The organism is Bosea sp. F3-2 (genome assembly GCF_008253865.1).
Lineage (GTDB): Bacteria > Pseudomonadota > Alphaproteobacteria > Rhizobiales > Beijerinckiaceae > Allobosea.
On sequence record NZ_CP042331.1, the window covers coordinates 5,260,026 to 5,276,117 of the forward strand.

Here is a 16,092-nt window from a genome sequence, read left to right on the forward strand (position 1 = left end):
AAACGGTGGAGCTGCAGCGTCGCACCGCTTGCCGATACCGACGTATCGGCGGCGCGATGCTCCTCCCATCTCTGTGGTTTTGACCTCATCAAATCGTTCCCATGGTTCATAACAGCCTCTATGGTCCCGCCAGTTTTTGCCGATACCGACGGAACCATGACGCCTGAACCGCCTTGCGAGGCCTTCCACGACCTGCTCCGCGGCATGGCGGCACTGTCCGGCAACCGCATCGTCGCCGATGTCGCGCGCCTCTACGGCAAGGGCGCGCCGCCCGATCTGTCGATCGCCTGCAACCACAAGCAGATCGCTTCCAAGCAGTGGCTTGTCGAGGCGCTCGCCGGGGCCTGCCCGAAACCGTCTGGCCCCGTTTGGGTTCTCGGCGCGTGGTATGGTGTGCTCGGTGCGATGCTGCTCGACGATGCGCGGCTTGCCATCGAGGAGGTTGTGAGCCTCGATGTCGATCCAACCTGCGCGCCGACCGCCGAGATCCTGAACCATCGCCATGTCGCTGCCGGGCGCTTCCGGGCGCTGACGGCGGACATGATGACGCTCGATTTCGCGGCTCAGTCGCCCAAGCCCGGGCTCGTCATCAATACGAGCTGCGAGCATCTCGACGACGTGCCGGGCTGGATTGCGCGTTTGCCGGCCGGCTTGCCGCTCGTGCTGCAATCCAACGACTATTACCGCGAGCCCGATCATCGCAGCTGCGTGCCCTCGCTCGATGCCTTCCGCGAGCAGGCGGGGTTCGCCGAGGTCTGGTTCGCCGGGGCGCGGCCGACAAAGAACTATACGCGCTTCATGCTGATCGGCCGGCGATGACGACAGGCACGGTGCCGCGTATCGCGGTGGCGATGAAGGGCTATCCGCGGCTGTCGGAGACCTTCATCGCACAAGAACTGCTGGGGTTGCAGCAGCGCGGCCTCGCCCTCGAGATCTGGTCGCTCCGGCATCCGACCGACGGCGCCAAGCATCTGATGCACCATCAGATCACGGCGCCGGTGCGCTACCTGCCGGAATATCTGCACGACGAGCCCGGGCGCGTCGCGCGCGGCGTGCTCGGCGCCCTCGCGCAGCCCGGTTTTCGCAAGCTCATTTCGATCTTCCTGCGCGATCTCGCCCGGGACAGGACGCGCAACCGCCTGCGCCGCTTCGGCCAGGCCTGCGTGATGGCGTGCGAGCTGCCGGCCGATATCCGGCATCTGCATGTGCACTACCTGCACACGCCGGCTTCCGTGATCCGCTACGCGGCCCTGCTGCGCGGCCTGAGCTGGTCCTTCTCCGCCCATGCCAAGGATATCTGGACGACGCCCGACTGGGAGAAGCGCGAGAAGATCGCCGATGCCGTCTGGGGCGTGACCTGCACCCAGGACGGCTTCCGCGAGCTTGAGCGGCTGTCCGACCAGCCGGACAAGGTTGAGCTGGTCTATCACGGGCTCGATCTCGCGCGCTTTCCGCCGCCGGCGCCACGCTCCGGCCGCGACGGTTCCGATTCCGCCGATCCCGTGCGCTTCGTCACGATCGGGCGAGCGGTGGCGAAGAAGGGTTTTGACGATCTCCTCGACGCGTTGGCGAAACTGCCCGCCGAGCTGCATTGGCGGCTGACCCATATCGGCGGCGGCGAGATGCTGAAGGCGCTGCAGGAGAAGGCGCGTGCGCTCGGCCTCGGCGACAAGGTCGTCTGGGCCGGGCCGAAGGCGCAGGACGAGGTCATCGCCGCCTTGCGCGCCGCCGACCTTTTCGTCCTGCCCTCGAAGCAGGCAGGCAATGGCGATCGCGATGGCCTGCCCAATGTCGTGATGGAGGCGGCGAGCCAGGCCCTGCCGATCGTCGCGACCGATTTCGCCGGGATCCCGGAATTCGTTCGACATGGCGTCGAGGGGCTTCTGGTGCAGTCCGGCGATGTCGAGGGGCTCGCCGGTGCGTTGGCGGAGCTCGCCCGCGCGCCGCAGCAGCGGGGACAGCTGGGTTATCGCGCGCTGGCGCGGCTGACCGGCTCCTTCTCGGCCGCGGCCGGGCTCGATGGCATCGCTGCGAAGCTGCTTGCTTGCAGTGAAGAGCTGGGATGAGCGCCACCGTCCTTATCGCAGTGACGCATCTGCTCGGCTCGGGCCATCTCGTGCGCGCCGCGAATCTGGCGCGGGCGCTTTCGCGGGATGGTTTCGCCGTCACGCTGGCGAGCGGCGGCATGCGGCTGCGGTCGATGGAGCAGGAGCCCTTCACCTTCGTGCAGCTGCCGCCGGTCAGGACCGAAGGCGTCGATTTCCGCACGTTGCTCGACGAGGCCGGTCAGCCCATCGACCCGGAACACAAGGCCCAGCGCGTTGCGCTTCTGGAAGGGCTGGCGGCGAGCTTGCGGCCCGGTGCGGTGATCGTCGAGCATTTCCCGTTCGGACGCCGGCAACTCGCGGGGGAGTTCCTCGCCCTGATCGTGGCGGCGCGGGCCGCCAATCCGAAGTCATTGATACTCTCCTCGATCCGGGACGTGCTGGTGAGGCCGCGCCCCGAGTGCATCGCGGAGGCCGAGGATCGGCTTGCGACGCTGTTTGATGCCGTGCTGGTCCATGGCGATGCGGATTTCCTGCCGCTCGACCGCTCATGGCCGGTCGATGCGCGGCTCGCGGCCAAGCTGCGCTACACCGGCTACATGGCGGAGGCACCGGCCTCGGGTGAACCGATCGAGAGCGGCGAGGTGCTTGTCTCCGGGGGCGGCTCGGGCGCGGCCATACCGCTGTTTGAACTCGCCATCGCGGCGGCAAAGCTCGGTCCGCAGGACCTGCGCTGGCGCATCCTGGTCGGGCGTGCGGTCGGCGAGGGCGTCTTCGGCCGGCTGCAGGCAGAGGCGCCGGCCCATGCCACGGTCGAGCGAGTGCGGCCCGATTTCCCGGCGCTGCTCGCCGGCTGTGCGATCTCGATCAGCCAGGCCGGCTACAACACGGTGCTCGATCTCGTCGCCGCCCGCCGCCCCGCGATCGTCGTGCCGTTCGATGCCGGCGGCGAGACCGAGCAGGCCATCAGGGCCGAGGCGATGGAGCGCGCCGGGCTGGCGCGTTGCCTGAGGATTTCAGGGGAAGGGGCTTTGACACCGGGCGGGCTGGCAGCCGCCGTCGCGGCCGGAATTGGCCGAAGGCCGCCGGGCATCGCTCTCGCGCTCGACGGCGCGCGCAATGCGGCCGCAATCGTGAAACAGCTTCTGGCCGAGCGTGTTTGAGGCGGCGGAAGCTGTGAGCCGGCATGCCCTTTGCGAGGGCCAGGGTGCAGCTTTGCGAATTGCCGCTTCCGGTCTTTCGCTCTAATGAGGGATGATCCGCCTCCCTCCTCGGTCGGCTCTGGGCAAACCGGCACGCAGCCGGCCACGGCCCTGCGCCTGGAGACAAGATGATGATGACGACGACCGCGCCCGGATTGCCCGACATGAAGTTGTCGGTTCGGCAGACTTTCGGGATCGATACGGACCTCGAAGTGCCGGCCTATTCGGCGGCCGATCCGCATGTGCCCGATTTCGACCCGGATTACCGTTTCGACCGCGACACCACCATCGCGATCCTCGCCGGCTTCGCGCATAACCGACGCGTCATGATCTCGGGCTATCACGGCACCGGCAAGTCGACCCATATCGAGCAGGTCGCGGCCCGCCTCAACTGGCCTTGCGTGCGCGTCAACCTCGACAGCCACGTCTCCCGCCTCGATCTCGTCGGCAAGGACGCGATCGTGCTCAAGGAAGGCAAGCAGGTCACCGAGTTCCAGGACGGCATCCTGCCCTGGGCCCTGCAGAACAACATCGCGCTCGTCTTCGACGAATACGACGCCGGCCGCCCGGACGTGATGTTCGTGATCCAGCGCGTGCTGGAGCAGTCGGGCAAGCTGACGCTGCTGGACCAGAAGCGCGTCATCCGCCCGCACGCCGCCTTCCGGCTGTTCGCCACCGCCAACACGGTCGGCCTCGGCGATACCTCGGGCCTCTATCACGGCACGCAGCAGATCAACCAGGGCCAGATGGACCGCTGGTCGATCGTTACCACGCTGAACTACCTGCCTCACGACAACGAGGTCGCGATCGTGCTGGCGAAGTCGAAGCACTACCAGAAGAGCCCGGAAGGCAAGGACATCGTCAACAAGATGGTCCGCGTCGCCGATCTCACCCGCAACGCCTTCATGAACGGCGATCTCTCGACCGTGATGAGCCCGCGTACGGTCATCACCTGGGCCGAGAACGCGGCGATCTTCGGCGATATCGGCTTCGCCTTCCGCGTCACCTTCCTGAACAAGTGCGACGAGATGGAGCGCACGCTGGTGGCCGAGTTCTTCCAGCGCTCCTTCGGCAAGGAACTGCCGGAGAGCGCTGCGAATGTGGTGCTGAGCTAACGGAGGAAGCGAGCCATGGCGCAGTATCAGGGCAGCTGCCATTGCGGACGGGTTGCCTATGAGGTCGAGGCTGACCTCGGGCGGACGATCACCTGCAACTGCTCCTATTGCCAGCGCCGCGGCTCGATTCTCGCCTTCTCGCCGGCCAGCGTCTTCACCCTCACCAAGGGCGAGGATGCGCTGACCGAGTACCGCTTCAACACGCAGAAGATCCAGCATCTGTTCTGCGAGACCTGCGGCATCGAGTCTTTCGCCAAGGCGAACGGACCCGATGGCACGCCGATGGTCGCGGTCAATGTGCGCTGCCTTGCCGGCGTCGAGCCGGGCGATCTATCGCCGACGCAATATGACGGGCGGTCGCGCTAGGAGGGGTTGTGGTCGCGATCACGGTCGAGCCCGAGCAGGACGAGACGCGCGCCGCTGTGCTGCGGGGCCTGAGCGCCCATAACCAAGTGAGGGTCGGTCCCCGCAACGGCAAGCCGCTGACGGTCAGCCTGCGCGACGGGAACGGCACGATCCTCGGCGGCCTGGTCGGCGAGTTGAAGTGGGAATGGCTCCATGTCGATCTGTTCTGGATCGACGAGAGCCAGCGCGGCACTGGCCGGGGCGCGGCCATGCTGGCGCAGGCGGAGCAGGAGGCGAGGGATTATGGCGCGCGCGGCGTCTATCTTTCGACGATGAGCATCCAGGCGCCGGGCTTCTATCCCAAGCTCGGCTATCGCGAGTGCGGCCGGATGGAGGACTATCCGGTGGCAGGTCAAACGCTGCATCACTTCACGAAGGCGCTATGAGCATCTCGAACCGCAAGCCCGGAACGCCGAAGGAAGCCCCGGCCGAGCCGCTGAAGCGTGCCATCTCCGGCGCGATGAAGGCGATCGCGCGCAGGCCGGAGATGGAAATCGTCTTTGCGGCGGACAAGCCGTCGCTGGTCGGCGAACGGGCGCGCCTGCCCGAGCCGCCGCGCAAGCTCAGCGCCGGCGATGTCGCGATCCTGCGCGGTCATGCCGATTCGATGGCGCTGCGCCTTGCCTGCCATGACGCCGCGATCCATCGCCGCGCCGCGCCGGAAGGCGATGCGGCCCGCGCCGTCTTCGACGCCATCGAGCAGGCGCGCGTCGAATCGATCGGTGCGCGGCGGATGTCCGGCATGGCCGGCAATATCACCGCGATGCTGGAGGACCGCTACCATCGCGGCGGGCGCTACGAGGAGATCACCGACCGGGCCGACGCGCCGCTCGAGGACGCTCTGGCGCTGCTGGTGCGCGAGCGGCTGACCGGCCTGAAGCCGCCGAAGGCGGCCGAGAAGATCGTCGAGCTCTGGCGCGATCAGATCGAGGACAAGGCGGGCACCGATCTCGACCGGCTGGCGAAGTCGATCGAGGACCAGCGCGCCTTCGCCCGCACGGTGCGCGACATGCTGGCCGCGCTCGACATGGCCGACCAGACGGCGCAGGGCGACGAGTCTGAGGAGGACGAGGACAACCAGGACCAGTCCTCTGAGGATCAGCAGCAGCAGGAAGGCGAGTCCGAGCAGGAGAGCGGCGCCGATCGCTCCGAGGTCGAGGTCAGCGAGGACGCGACCGAGGAACTGCAGGAGGGCGCCTCCGAGGCGACCGACGCGCCGGCCGGCGACTGGGACGAGGAGGATGACAGCTCCGAATCCGAGGAAGCCGGCGAGGCGCCGCGTCCGCGCGAGAGCCGCGGCAGCGAGCGCCCGCAGACCGACTACAAGGCCTACACGACCAAATTCGACGAGATCGTCACTGCCGAGGAGCTTTGCGACGCCGAGGAGCTGACGCGCCTGCGCGCCTATCTCGACAAGCAGCTCGCGCATCTGCAGGGCGTCGTCGCGCGTCTCGCCAACCGCCTGCAGCGGCGGCTGATGGCGCAGCAGAACCGCTCCTGGCAGTTCGATCTGGAGGAAGGCGCGCTCGACCCGGCCCGCCTGCCGCGCATCATCATCGACCCGTTCCAGCCGCTCTCCTTCCGGCAGGAATCGGATGTCAATTTCCGCGATACGGTGGTGACGCTGCTGATCGATAATTCCGGCTCGATGCGCGGCCGGCCGATCACGGTTGCGGCCACCTGCGCCGACATTCTCGCCCGCACGCTGGAGCGCTGCGGCGTCAAGGTCGAGCTGCTCGGCTTCACGACGCGGGCCTGGAAGGGCGGGCTGTCGCGCGAGGCGTGGCTGCAATCGGGTAAGCCAGCCAATCCCGGCCGCCTCAACGACCTCAGACACATCATCTACAAGGCGGCCGATGCGCCCTGGCGGCGCGCACGCAAGAATCTCGGCCTGATGATGCGCGAGGGGCTGCTGAAGGAGAACATCGACGGCGAGGCGCTGGACTGGGCGCATAAGCGCCTGCTTGGCCGGCCCGAGCAGCGCAAGATCCTGATGGTGATCTCGGACGGCGCGCCGGTCGACGATTCGACGCTCTCGGTCAATGCCGGCAACTATCTCGAACGGCATCTGCGCCACATCATCGCCGAGATCGAGAGCCGCTCGCCGGTCGAGCTCATTGCGATCGGCATCGGCCACGACGTCACGCGCTACTATCGCCGCGCCGTCACCATCGTCGATGCCGAGGAGCTGGGCGGGGTGATGACCGAAAAGCTCGCCGAGTTGTTCGAAGAGGACGGCCCGGCCGCCGCTCCCGCGTCGCGCCGCCTGCACTAACCAAGCTCAGTCCTTGCAGATGCAGGCGCGGGGAACCCCTCTCCCGTGCGGGAGAGGGGCAGGGCTGAGGGGCGGACAGCAAACCCAGTTCGCGGAGGTCCCTCGCCTGCATCGCGAGCCCTGTTCTTCGAGCGGCCTTCACCTCACCCCTGCCCCTCTCCTTATAGGAGAGGGGTTCCCCCGCGCTCTTCGACGACAGGTTTCGGCTCATGCGTCTCACCCGCCGCACAGCGCTCGCAGGCCTGGGCGCCCTCGCGCTGCCGGGGGCGGCGCAGGCCGTCGAGCAGACCCGCTTTCCAGTTTCTGTCTCGGCACGGCCCTTCACGGCCTTCGAGCCGCGCAACCCGGATCGGCGTCGGTTCGGCGCCTTGCAGTTCCGTGGCGGGCTCGTCCTGAATTCCGGTCATCCGCGCTTCGGCGGGTTCTCGGGCCTGGCGCGGCCGAACGAGGGGCGCGATCTCGTCGCGGTGACCGATCGTGGCTACTGGCTGACGGCAAGAGTGAGGTCGCAGGGCGGTAGACCCGTCGGGCTCGATGGTGTCGAGATGGCCGCCATCCTCGGCGCTTCCGGACGGCCGCTCGCGCGTTCGGGGCTCTTTGATACCGAGAGCCTCTGCATCGCCGATGGGATGGCTTATGTCGGCATCGAGCGCCGCCACGAGATCGTGCGTTTCGACTGGGCGAGCGCGGGCGTCGAGGCGCGGGCGCGATCGGTGCCGGTGCCGCCCGAAATCAAGCGACTGCCGCGCAATCGCGGGCTGGAGGCACTGGGCATCGTGCCGGCAGGGCCGCTCAAGGGCGCGCTCGTCGCAATTGCCGAGCGGTCGGGCAAAGAGGATGAGCCGACGCTTGGCGCGATTCTCGGCGGTCCCCAGCCGGGGCTGTTCAAGGTCGCACGGCACGATGGCTACGACATCACCGATCTCGCCTTCCTGCCCTCCGGCGACATGCTGCTGCTGGAACGTTGGTACCAGCAGCTACGTGGCGTCGGCATGAGCATGAGGCGAATCGCCGGGCGTGACATCCGGCCGGGCGCGCTCGTGGACGGGCCACGCCTGATCGAGGCCGATCTCGGCTATGAGATCGATAATATGGAGGGGTTGTCGATCCATCTGGAGAACGGGCGCACCGTGCTGACCCTGATCTCGGACGACAATTTCTCCTTCCTGCAGCGGACCGTGCTGCTGGAATTCGAGCTGGTCTGACGGGACTGGCTCGTCATACTCGGGCTCGACCCGAGCATCTCCTGAGAGAGATTCTCGGGTCTGCGCTTCGCTCCGCCCGAGAATGACGCCAGGCAAGTCCAAACGAAAAAAGCGGCCTTGCGGCCGCTTCGTTCAGACTCGAGAGGTCGAACCGCTCAGTTGGCGGCGAGCTTCTTCTCGAGGTCGCGCTTCAGAGCGAGGGCGCCGACCGAGAGGTCGCCGGCCGAGGCCTTGATCAGGAAGGCGTCGAGGCCGCCGCGATGCTCGACCGAACGCAGGGCGTTGGCCGAAACGCGCAGGCGCACCGAACGGCCGAGCGCGTCCGACTGCAGCGTGACGTTCACGAGGTTCGGGCGGAAGACGGTCTTCGTCTTGCGGTTCGAGTGGCTGACGAGGTGGCCGGTCTGGGTGGCTTTCCCGGTCAGTTCGCAACGGCGGGCCATGGCAATCGTTCCTTGCATCCCCGGCTCGCTCAAACAAAAAAACCGACACGTGACGTGCCGGCGAGCACCGGAAGTCAAATTGAAGTCGCGGTTCCATAGCCAAGGTGGCCGGCCACGTCAAGGAAAACTCCCACAACCTGTTCACATCGCCTTCAGCGTTAACGAGGTGTAAAGATCGGCATCGGATGCTTCGTTCGGCCGTCGCTTCACCGCGATGGAACCCGGTCACGATTCGGACCGATTCAGAGTGCATGTCGCGCAGGATCGCGCCGTTCCGGAGGCAATGGATGAAATCCGCCGTCGCATCGTCCCTCGCAGCGCTGGTTCTCGCAGCCTGTCTGGCCGAGGTTGCCGAGGCGGCTTCGCTCGACGCGCGCTACGACGTCTCCCTTCTCGGCATCACGCTGGGCACCGCGAGCCTCTCCGGCGGCATCGACGGATCGAGCTACAAGCTCGATATGGCCGCCAAGCTGACGGGAATCGTCGGCGGCGTGACCGGGGGGCGCGGCTCGGGCGCGGCGACCGGGGCGCTGGTGGGCGGCAAGCTCGCGCCCAAGACCTTCGCCGTCAGCTCCGCCAATTCCAGCGAGAACCGGACCGTGCGCATGGCGCTGACAGACAACAGCGTCGCCGGCATCGATATCGAGCCGCCGATCGACGACAAGCCCGATCGTGTGCCGGTCACCGAGAGCCACAAGCGCAATATCGTCGATCCGCTGAGCGCCTTCATCATGCCGGTCAACGGCAAGGGCAAGGATGGCGCCTGCAACCGCACGCTGCCGATCTTCGACGGCGCGGCGCGCTACGACATCAAGCTCAGCAGCGCCGGAACCCGCAACGTCAAGCTCGAGGGCTATAGCGGCCCGGTTTCGATCTGCCAGGCGCGCTATGTGCCGATCGCGGGCCACCGTGCCTTGCGGCCGAGCACCAAGTTCATGATTGAAAACCGGGACATCACCACCTGGCTCGCGCCGGTCGCCGGCACCGATGTGATGGTGCCGGTGCGCATCTCGGTGAAGACGATGATCGGCACGGCGGTGATCGAGGCCTCGAGCTTCAAGGTCGATCCTGGCGTGACTGCAACCGCGGCGCGGAACTGAGAGACACGGCGCGCTCGCAAGAGACGCCGTCATTCCGGACAAGCCGCGTCGGCGGCGCCGATCCGGAATCCATCGAAGGATGTCGGCGCTCCAGGATGGATCCCGGGTCAAGCCCGGGATGACGGCGGGTTTCCGGGCACGCGGCGGATGCCCTGGTCGTCCTCGAAAACCGGCCGGAAGAACGAGCGCTCATAGCTGATGATGAAGCGGTCCTTCTCGTTCATCGCAATCGCAGCCTGACATTCCGGGTCCGTGGCTGCGCGCGTGCGATAATCCTCGTAGGCCGCGAACGACGGAGAGCTGAACATCGCCAGCGCAACGTTCGAGGAGCCTTCCGATGGCATGAAATAGCCGTGATGCTTGCCGCCGAACTTTTCGACGAGCCGGATCCAGAGCTTGCCGTAAGCCTCGAAGGCGGGGAGCTGATAGGGGTCGACGATGTAGCGCAGGTAGCAGGTTATCATGCTCAAGCCGCCTGCTGGCTCTTGAGGAAACTGCCCATCCGCTCCAGCGCGCGCTCGATGTTCTCCAGCGAGTTCGCGTAGGAGAGGCGGATATAGCCCTCGCCATGGACGCCGAAATCGGGCCCGCCGATGGTGGCGACGCCGGCCTCCTCCAGCAAGGCGGAGGCGAGCTTCTTCGCTTTCCAGCCAGTGCGCGAGACATTCGGGAAGGCGTAGAAGGCGCCCTTCGGCACGGCGCAGGAGACGTTCGGCAAGCTGTTCAGCCCGGCGACGACCGCCTTACGGCGCCGATCGAACTCGGCGACCATGGCGTGGACCGCGTCCTGTGGACCGGTCAGCGCCGCAAGCCCCGCCCATTGCGCCGGGGCGTTGACGCAGGAATGCGAGTTCACCGCGAGCTTGCGGGCATTGTCGTAGAGCGGCTTCGGCCAGACCGAGTAGCCCAGCCGCCAGCCGGTCATCGCATAGGTCTTGGACCAGCCGTTGAGCAGGATGAGCCGGTCACGGATCTCAGGATAGCTGAGAAGGCAGACGTGCTTCTCGCCGTCATAGACCATCTGGTCGTAGATCTCGTCCGACATCACCGCGACGTCCGGGAAATTGGCCAGGCCGGCGACGAGCTTGTCGATCTCTGCCTTGGGGGTGACGCCGCCGGTCGGGTTGGCGGGCGAGTTGATGATCAGCAGCCGCGTCTTCGGCGTGATCAGCGACAGCGTTTCCTCGGCGGAGAAGGCAAAGCCGTTCTCCTCGCGGATCGGCACCGGGATGGGCGTCGCGCCGGTATACTCGATCATCGAGCGGTAGATCGGGAAGCCGGGGTCCGGATAGAGGATCTCGGCGCCGGGCTCACCGAACATCAGGATCGCCATGAACATGGTGACCTTGCCGCCAGGTACGATCATCACGCTCTCGGGCGAGACCTCGACGGCGAAGCGCTTGTGCAGGTCGGCGGCGACGGCTTCGCGCAGCGGCAGGATGCCGTTGGCTGGGGTGTAGCCGTGATGGCCGTCGCGCAGCGCCTTCACCGCCGCCTCGACGATGTGTTCGGGCGTGGCGAAATCCGGCTGGCCGATGCCGAGATTGATGATGTCCTTGCCCTGGCGCTGCAATTCGGTCGCGCGCGCCAGCACCGCGAAGGCATTCTCCTCGCCGATGCGGGCGAAGGATGGGACGACGTGAAGGGGCATGGCGCGTTTCCTCGGCGGCGCTTTTCGGATGGGCAGATTGGCCGGTTCTGTCAGGGCTGGCCTTCTGACCCACCTTTTCTTGGCGCCAAACGGGCAGGGCTGGCAAGCGTGCGCCGCGCATCGCGCGCTGTTGCATGCTGCATACAGCATGAATAAATAGTATGACTATCAGTCAGAATGGGCCTTGCCGAGCCTTTGGCGATGGGCATGATGGCTTGTCTCAAATCGTTTGAATGAGAGATCGGCAAACGGCCGTCAGCGCCGTGCCGCGCGAGAGGAAACGAGGATGGCCCAGGCACCCGGCAACACCCCCGGCAAGAAGCCGGTTCGGCGTATCAAACCCGAGCAACTGCGCTCCAAGGCGTGGTTCGACAATCCCGCCAATGCCGATATGACCGCGCTCTATATCGAGCGCACCATGAATTTCGGCCTGTCGCGCGAGGAATTGCAATCCGGCCGGCCGATCATCGGCATCGCCCAGACGGGTTCCGACATCGCTCCCTGCAACCGGCACCACCTGGAGCTGGCGCATCGTGTCCGCGACGGCATCCGCGAGATGGGCGGCGTGCCCTTCGAATTCCCGATCCATCCGATCCAGGAAACCTGCAAGCGCCCTACCGCTTCGCTCGACCGCAACCTGCAATATCTCTCGCTGGTCGAGATTCTCTACGGCTACCCGCTTGACGGCGTGGTGCTGACAACGGGCTGCGACAAGACCACCCCGGCGCAGATCATGGCGGCCGCGACGGTCGATATCCCGGCGATCGCGCTGCCGGGCGGGCCGATGCTGAACGGCTCCTTCCGCGGCGAGCGCACCGGTTCCGGCACCATCGTCTGGAAGGCGCGCCAGATGATGGCGGCCGGCGAGATCGACTATAAGGGCTTCGTCGAGCTCGTCGCCTCGTCGGCGCCGTCGGCCGGCCACTGCAACACCATGGGCACGGCCTCGACGATGAACTCGCTGGCCGAGGCGATGGGCATGACGCTGCCCGGCGCTGCCGCGATCCCGGCGCCCTATCGCGACCGCTACGAGATGGCCTATCTGACGGGCAAGCGCATCGTCGAGATGGTCTGGGAGAACCTGATCCCCTCGAAGATCCTGACGCGCGAGGCCTTCGAGAACACCATCGTCATCAATTCGGCGATCGGCGGCTCGACCAATGCCCCGATCCACGTCAACGCCATCGCCAAGCATATCGGCGTCAAGCTCGACAACGAGGACTGGACGAAGATCGGCTACGACATCCCGCTGCTGGTCAACCTGCAGCCGGCCGGCGAGTATCTCGGCGAGGACTACTACCGCGCGGGCGGCCTGCCGGCCGTGATCGCGGAGCTGATCGAGAAGGGCAAGCTCAAGCCCGCGATCACGGCCAACGGCCACACGCTGGAAGAGAACTGCAAGGGCGCCTTCTCCATCGCTCGCGAGGTCATCAAGAGCTATGACGAGCCGATGAAGGCCCAGTCAGGCTTCCTCAACCTCTCCGGCAACCTGTTCGATTCCGCGATCATGAAGACCAGCGTGATCACGCCGGAATTCCGCAAGCGCTATCTGGAGAACCCGAAGGACCCGATGGCTTTCGAGGGCCGCGCCATCGTCTTCGACGGGCCAGAGGACTATCACCACCGCATCGACGATCCGGCGCTTGCCATCGACGAGCACTGCATCCTGTTCATCCGCGGCGTCGGCCCGATCGGGTATCCGGGCGCGGCGGAAGTCGTGAACATGCGGCCGCCGGATTACCTCATCAAGAAGGGCGTCACCGCGCTCGCCTGCGTCGGCGACGGGCGCCAGTCCGGCACCTCCGGCTCGCCCTCGATCCTCAACGCCTCGCCGGAAGCGGCGACCGGCGGCGGCCTCGCGCTGCTGAAGACCGGCGACAAGGTTCGCATCGACCTCAAGAAGCGCAGCGCCAACATCCTGATCTCGGATGAGGAGCTGGCGCAGCGCAAGGCCGCGTTCAAGGCGGCGGGCGGCTACAAATACCCGAAGAGCCAGACGCCCTGGCAGGAGATTCAGCGCAAGATCGTCGACGAGCTCTCCGAGGGCATGGTCCTCAAGCCAGCGGTCAAGTACCAGAAGATCCACAAGAAGTTCGGCGTGCCGCGCGACAACCACTGAGCGCGGCGCCCGCTCGCGTCATGCTCGGGCGAAGACCCGAGCATCTCATGACGAAGAAGGCGCCTCTTTCGGCGAGAGATTCTCGGGTCGGCTCTTCGTGCCGCCCGAGAATGACGGTGCCGGCGGCATTCGCCATGCGCAACGGCGCCCGTCCACCGATGCGCGGCTTCGGGGCTGACAAATGAGGCGGTCCTCGACACTATGACAGCTGTTTGTCCCGCCTCCATTTGAAACGATTTAAAATGGCACACAGCCCGCAAGTCGAAGCCTTCCGCAAGCTGCACGAGGCCGGCTGCTTCGTGATGCCCAATCCCTGGGATCTCGGTTCTGCCCGCTGGCTGCGCGGGCAGGGCTTCAAGGCGCTGGCGACGACGAGCGCCGGCTTCGCTTTCACGCAGGCGCGCGCCGATCAGGACGTGCCGCGCGACATGATGCTCGCCCACATCGCCGAGATGGTGAAGGCGGTGCCCAATCTGCCGGTGAATGCCGATTTCGAGAACGGCTATGCCGATACGCCGGACGGCGTCGCGGCCAACGTCAAGCTATGCGTTGCGACCGGCGTCGCCGGCCTCTCGATCGAGGATGCGACCGGGCGGGAGGAGGATCCGCTCTATGCCTTCGAGCTCGCGGTCGAACGGATCAAGGCCGCGCGCAAGGCGATCGACGAAACCGGTTCCGGCGTCGTGCTGACGGCCCGCGCCGAATGCTTTCTGACCGGGCATTCCGAGCCGCTGAAGGAATCGGCGCGCCGGATCGAGGCCTATGCGGCCGCCGGTGCCGACGTGCTCTACGCGCCGGGGCCGAAGACCGCCGCCGATATCGGCACTATCGTCTCTGCCGCCGGCGGCAAGCCGGTCAATGCGCTGGTCTATGGCGATTTCGGACTCTCCGTTTCGGATATCGCAGCTGCGGGCGCGCGGCGCATCTCGATAGGCGCCGCCTTGGCGCGGGCGGCCTGGGCCGCCTTCATCGAGGCAACGCGCCTGATTGCGGAGGAGGGCAGCTTCAAGGGCTTCGCCGGCAACGGCCCCTCGGCGCCGCTCAATCCGTTCTTCCATAAGGATCTCGAGGAGCGCTCATGAGCGGCACGCTCCTGATCGCGCCGGAGTGGTTGGGTCGCAGCGGACTCTGGCAGATCGATGCCAAGGGCAAGCGCAAGGCGGTTGATGCCGAGGATATCGGCCTGTCCGAGGAGCTGGGCGATCGGCTCGAAGCCTGGATGGATGCCTTCGACGCGATCTATGACGAGGACGATCCGACGGCGTCCGATTTCGCGAATCAGGTCGAGCGTATGGCCTGGGAGGCCGAGGGCCATGCACTCGCCCATGCCATCGCGGACGCGCTTGGCTCGGGCTGGACCGTTCAGCAGGATTTCACGAGCTGGCGCGGAAAAGGACTGCCATGACGCTTGACTGGAAGGCGCCGCCATTCCCGCCGGCCAAGGTACTGGAAGGCCAGTATTGCCGGCTCGAGCCGCTCGACGTTGCCCGCCATCTCGACGACATCTGGGCCGCCACGGCCGGCCATGACAGCGTCTGGGACTGGCTGCCGGCCACGCCGCCCAAGAGCAAGGACGAGTACCGCGCCCTGCTCGACTCGATGGTGGCCAAGGCGGGCATTGTCCCACTTGCCGTGATCGACAAGGCCGACGGCAAGGCCAAGGGCCATCTCTGGATCATGGAGATTCGGCCCGAGCATGGCGTGTTCGAGGTCGGCTGGATCACTTATTCGCCGGCGCTGCAGCGCACGCGCGTCGCGACGGAGGCGATCTATCTCGTCGGCGATTACGGCTTCTCGCTCGGCTACCGCCGCTACGAGTGGAAGTGCAACAATCGCAACGAGCCCTCCAAGCGCGCGGCGCTACGCTTCGGCTTCCAGTATGAGGGACTGTTCCGGCAGCACATGGTGGTAAAGGGCGAAAACCGCGATACCGCCTGGTTCTCGATCCTCGACAGTGAATGGCCGGTGCGCGCCCAGGCCTTCCGCCGCTGGCTGGCGTCGGAGAATTTCGACGCGAAAGGGCTGCAGAAGCGCTCGCTGGGTGCCTTCAACCAGATTGCAGGGCAGGCGGGCTCGGTGCCGCTGCGCCGCGCGGGTTATGCCGACATTCCGGCGATCCTGGCACTCAAGAACGCCGCCTATACGCCGAACGAGAGCATCATCGGCGTGCCCTCCCTGCCGCGCATCGCCGATTACCGGCAGGTCGTCTCCGAACACGAGGTCTGGCTCGCGGAGGGCGAGGGCGGCCTGGAGGCTGCGCTCGTGCTCGAGATCGAGCCGGAGGATTTTACGGTCTGGAGCGTGGCCGTGGCGCCGGAGGCCGGCGGCCGCAAGCTGGGGGCCACGCTGATGGCCTTTGCAGATGAGCGGGCGCGGGCGCTCGGCTACGGCTCCGTCCATCTCTACACCCATGCGAAGCTGACCCAGCGCATCGGCTGGTACGAGCGCCTCGGATTCGCCATCACGCATCATGAGGACATGGCCGACCGGCGGCTGACCCATATGCGCAAGACCTTTGCAAAAGCCGGCTAA

16 protein-coding genes and 1 pseudogene are annotated in these 16,092 nt (G+C 66.4%); 14 read left to right on the forward strand and 3 right to left on the reverse strand.

What is annotated here, in order from left to right; translation table 11 throughout:
* The first annotated feature begins 156 nt into the window (after positions 1-156).
* From FQV39_RS24310 to FQV39_RS24345, 8 genes are all read left to right on the forward strand, one after another.
* On the forward strand, positions 157-819 hold the full coding sequence (locus tag FQV39_RS24310) for a class I SAM-dependent methyltransferase (protein ID WP_149132633.1): 663 nt from the start codon (positions 157-159) through the stop codon (positions 817-819).
* Positions 816-2,066, forward strand: coding sequence for a glycosyltransferase family 4 protein (locus tag FQV39_RS24315; RefSeq protein ID WP_149132634.1), 1,251 nt, complete (start codon positions 816-818; stop codon positions 2,064-2,066). Before FQV39_RS24310 ends, FQV39_RS24315 begins: the two co-directional genes overlap by 4 nt.
* On the forward strand, positions 2,063-3,208 hold the full coding sequence (locus tag FQV39_RS24320; RefSeq protein WP_149132635.1) for a glycosyltransferase family protein: 1,146 nt from the start codon (positions 2,063-2,065) through the stop codon (positions 3,206-3,208). The genes FQV39_RS24315 and FQV39_RS24320 overlap by 4 nt, the downstream gene beginning before the upstream one ends.
* Positions 3,209-3,375: 167 nt before the next feature.
* Entirely contained in the window at positions 3,376-4,362 is a 987-nt protein-coding gene (cobS, locus tag FQV39_RS24325) for a cobaltochelatase subunit CobS (RefSeq protein ID WP_149132636.1), read from the forward strand.
* A gap of 15 nt (positions 4,363-4,377) precedes the next feature.
* Complete coding sequence (locus tag FQV39_RS24330; protein ID WP_149132637.1) at positions 4,378-4,728, forward strand: GFA family protein; 351 nt, start codon at positions 4,378-4,380, stop codon at positions 4,726-4,728.
* Between the two features lie 8 nt (positions 4,729-4,736).
* Positions 4,737-5,153, forward strand: a complete 417-nt coding sequence (locus FQV39_RS24335; RefSeq protein ID WP_149132638.1) for a GNAT family N-acetyltransferase — start codon at positions 4,737-4,739, stop codon at positions 5,151-5,153.
* Positions 5,150-7,042 carry a cobaltochelatase subunit CobT gene (gene cobT, locus FQV39_RS24340; protein WP_149132639.1) on the forward strand — a complete coding sequence of 631 codons (1,893 nt, stop codon included), beginning with the start codon at positions 5,150-5,152 and terminating at the stop codon, positions 7,040-7,042. Before FQV39_RS24335 ends, cobT begins: the two co-directional genes overlap by 4 nt.
* Positions 7,043-7,251: 209 nt before the next feature.
* Positions 7,252-8,247 carry an esterase-like activity of phytase family protein gene (locus FQV39_RS24345; protein WP_149132640.1) on the forward strand — a complete coding sequence of 332 codons (996 nt, stop codon included), beginning with the start codon at positions 7,252-7,254 and terminating at the stop codon, positions 8,245-8,247.
* Between the two features lie 155 nt (positions 8,248-8,402).
* Here the strand turns inward: FQV39_RS24345 and rpmB are convergent, their stop codons facing one another.
* Entirely contained in the window at positions 8,403-8,690 is a 288-nt protein-coding gene (rpmB, locus tag FQV39_RS24350) for a 50S ribosomal protein L28 (protein WP_149132641.1), read from the reverse strand.
* A 287-nt stretch (positions 8,691-8,977) separates the two neighbouring features.
* Here rpmB and FQV39_RS24355 point away from each other — a divergent pair, with 287 nt between their 5' ends.
* A complete protein-coding gene (locus FQV39_RS24355; RefSeq protein ID WP_187640045.1) occupies positions 8,978-9,790 on the forward strand; it encodes a DUF3108 domain-containing protein in 813 nt (270 codons plus the stop codon).
* Between the two features lie 107 nt (positions 9,791-9,897).
* On the opposite strand, the gene FQV39_RS24360 is transcribed toward FQV39_RS24355, so the two are convergent.
* Entirely contained in the window at positions 9,898-10,254 is a 357-nt protein-coding gene (locus FQV39_RS24360; RefSeq protein ID WP_149132643.1) for an NIPSNAP family protein, read from the reverse strand.
* Positions 10,255-10,256: 2 nt separating this feature from the next.
* Positions 10,257-11,441 (reverse strand): pyridoxal phosphate-dependent aminotransferase, encoded by a 1,185-nt coding sequence (locus tag FQV39_RS24365; RefSeq protein WP_149132644.1) that lies wholly within the window; start codon positions 11,439-11,441, stop codon positions 10,257-10,259.
* A 286-nt stretch (positions 11,442-11,727) separates the two neighbouring features.
* On the opposite strand from FQV39_RS24365, the gene FQV39_RS24370 reads away from it, so the two are divergent.
* The 5 genes and pseudogenes from FQV39_RS24370 (at position 11,728) to FQV39_RS34245 (ending at position 16,092) form a co-directional block, all read left to right on the forward strand.
* Positions 11,728-13,560 carry an IlvD/Edd family dehydratase gene (locus FQV39_RS24370; protein WP_149132645.1) on the forward strand — a complete coding sequence of 611 codons (1,833 nt, stop codon included), beginning with the start codon at positions 11,728-11,730 and terminating at the stop codon, positions 13,558-13,560.
* Between the two features lie 242 nt (positions 13,561-13,802).
* Entirely contained in the window at positions 13,803-14,642 is an 840-nt protein-coding gene (locus tag FQV39_RS24375; protein WP_149132646.1) for an isocitrate lyase/PEP mutase family protein, read from the forward strand.
* A complete protein-coding gene (locus FQV39_RS24380) occupies positions 14,639-14,965 on the forward strand; it encodes a hypothetical protein (protein ID WP_149132647.1) in 327 nt (108 codons plus the stop codon). Before FQV39_RS24375 ends, FQV39_RS24380 begins: the two co-directional genes overlap by 4 nt.
* Positions 14,962-15,618: pseudogene (locus tag FQV39_RS34240) on the forward strand (GNAT family N-acetyltransferase); the annotation flags it as partial. The gene FQV39_RS24380 and the pseudogene FQV39_RS34240, both read left to right, overlap by 4 nt.
* 108 nt (positions 15,619-15,726) lie before the next feature.
* Complete coding sequence (locus tag FQV39_RS34245; protein ID WP_349238595.1) at positions 15,727-16,092, forward strand: GNAT family N-acetyltransferase; 366 nt, start codon at positions 15,727-15,729, stop codon at positions 16,090-16,092.

Coding starts and splice junctions, on each gene's coding strand:
- cobT (WP_149132639.1), top strand. CDS start 5,150: ATGAGCATCTCGAACCGCAAGCCCGGAACGCCGAAGGAAGCCCCGGCC.
- FQV39_RS24380 (WP_149132647.1), top strand. CDS start 14,639: ATGAGCGGCACGCTCCTGATCGCGCCGGAGTGGTTGGGTCGCAGCGGA.
- FQV39_RS24355 (WP_187640045.1), top strand. CDS start 8,978: ATGAAATCCGCCGTCGCATCGTCCCTCGCAGCGCTGGTTCTCGCAGCC.
- FQV39_RS24360 (WP_149132643.1), bottom strand. CDS start 10,254: ATGATAACCTGCTACCTGCGCTACATCGTCGACCCCTATCAGCTCCCC.
- cobS (WP_149132636.1), top strand. CDS start 3,376: ATGATGATGACGACGACCGCGCCCGGATTGCCCGACATGAAGTTGTCG.
- FQV39_RS24365 (WP_149132644.1), bottom strand. CDS start 11,441: ATGCCCCTTCACGTCGTCCCATCCTTCGCCCGCATCGGCGAGGAGAAT.
- FQV39_RS24310 (WP_149132633.1), top strand. CDS start 157: ATGACGCCTGAACCGCCTTGCGAGGCCTTCCACGACCTGCTCCGCGGC.
- FQV39_RS24320 (WP_149132635.1), top strand. CDS start 2,063: ATGAGCGCCACCGTCCTTATCGCAGTGACGCATCTGCTCGGCTCGGGC.
- FQV39_RS24370 (WP_149132645.1), top strand. CDS start 11,728: ATGGCCCAGGCACCCGGCAACACCCCCGGCAAGAAGCCGGTTCGGCGT.
- rpmB (WP_149132641.1), bottom strand. CDS start 8,690: ATGGCCCGCCGTTGCGAACTGACCGGGAAAGCCACCCAGACCGGCCAC.
- FQV39_RS24375 (WP_149132646.1), top strand. CDS start 13,803: ATGGCACACAGCCCGCAAGTCGAAGCCTTCCGCAAGCTGCACGAGGCC.
- FQV39_RS24330 (WP_149132637.1), top strand. CDS start 4,378: ATGGCGCAGTATCAGGGCAGCTGCCATTGCGGACGGGTTGCCTATGAG.
- FQV39_RS24315 (WP_149132634.1), top strand. CDS start 816: ATGACGACAGGCACGGTGCCGCGTATCGCGGTGGCGATGAAGGGCTAT.
- FQV39_RS24345 (WP_149132640.1), top strand. CDS start 7,252: ATGCGTCTCACCCGCCGCACAGCGCTCGCAGGCCTGGGCGCCCTCGCG.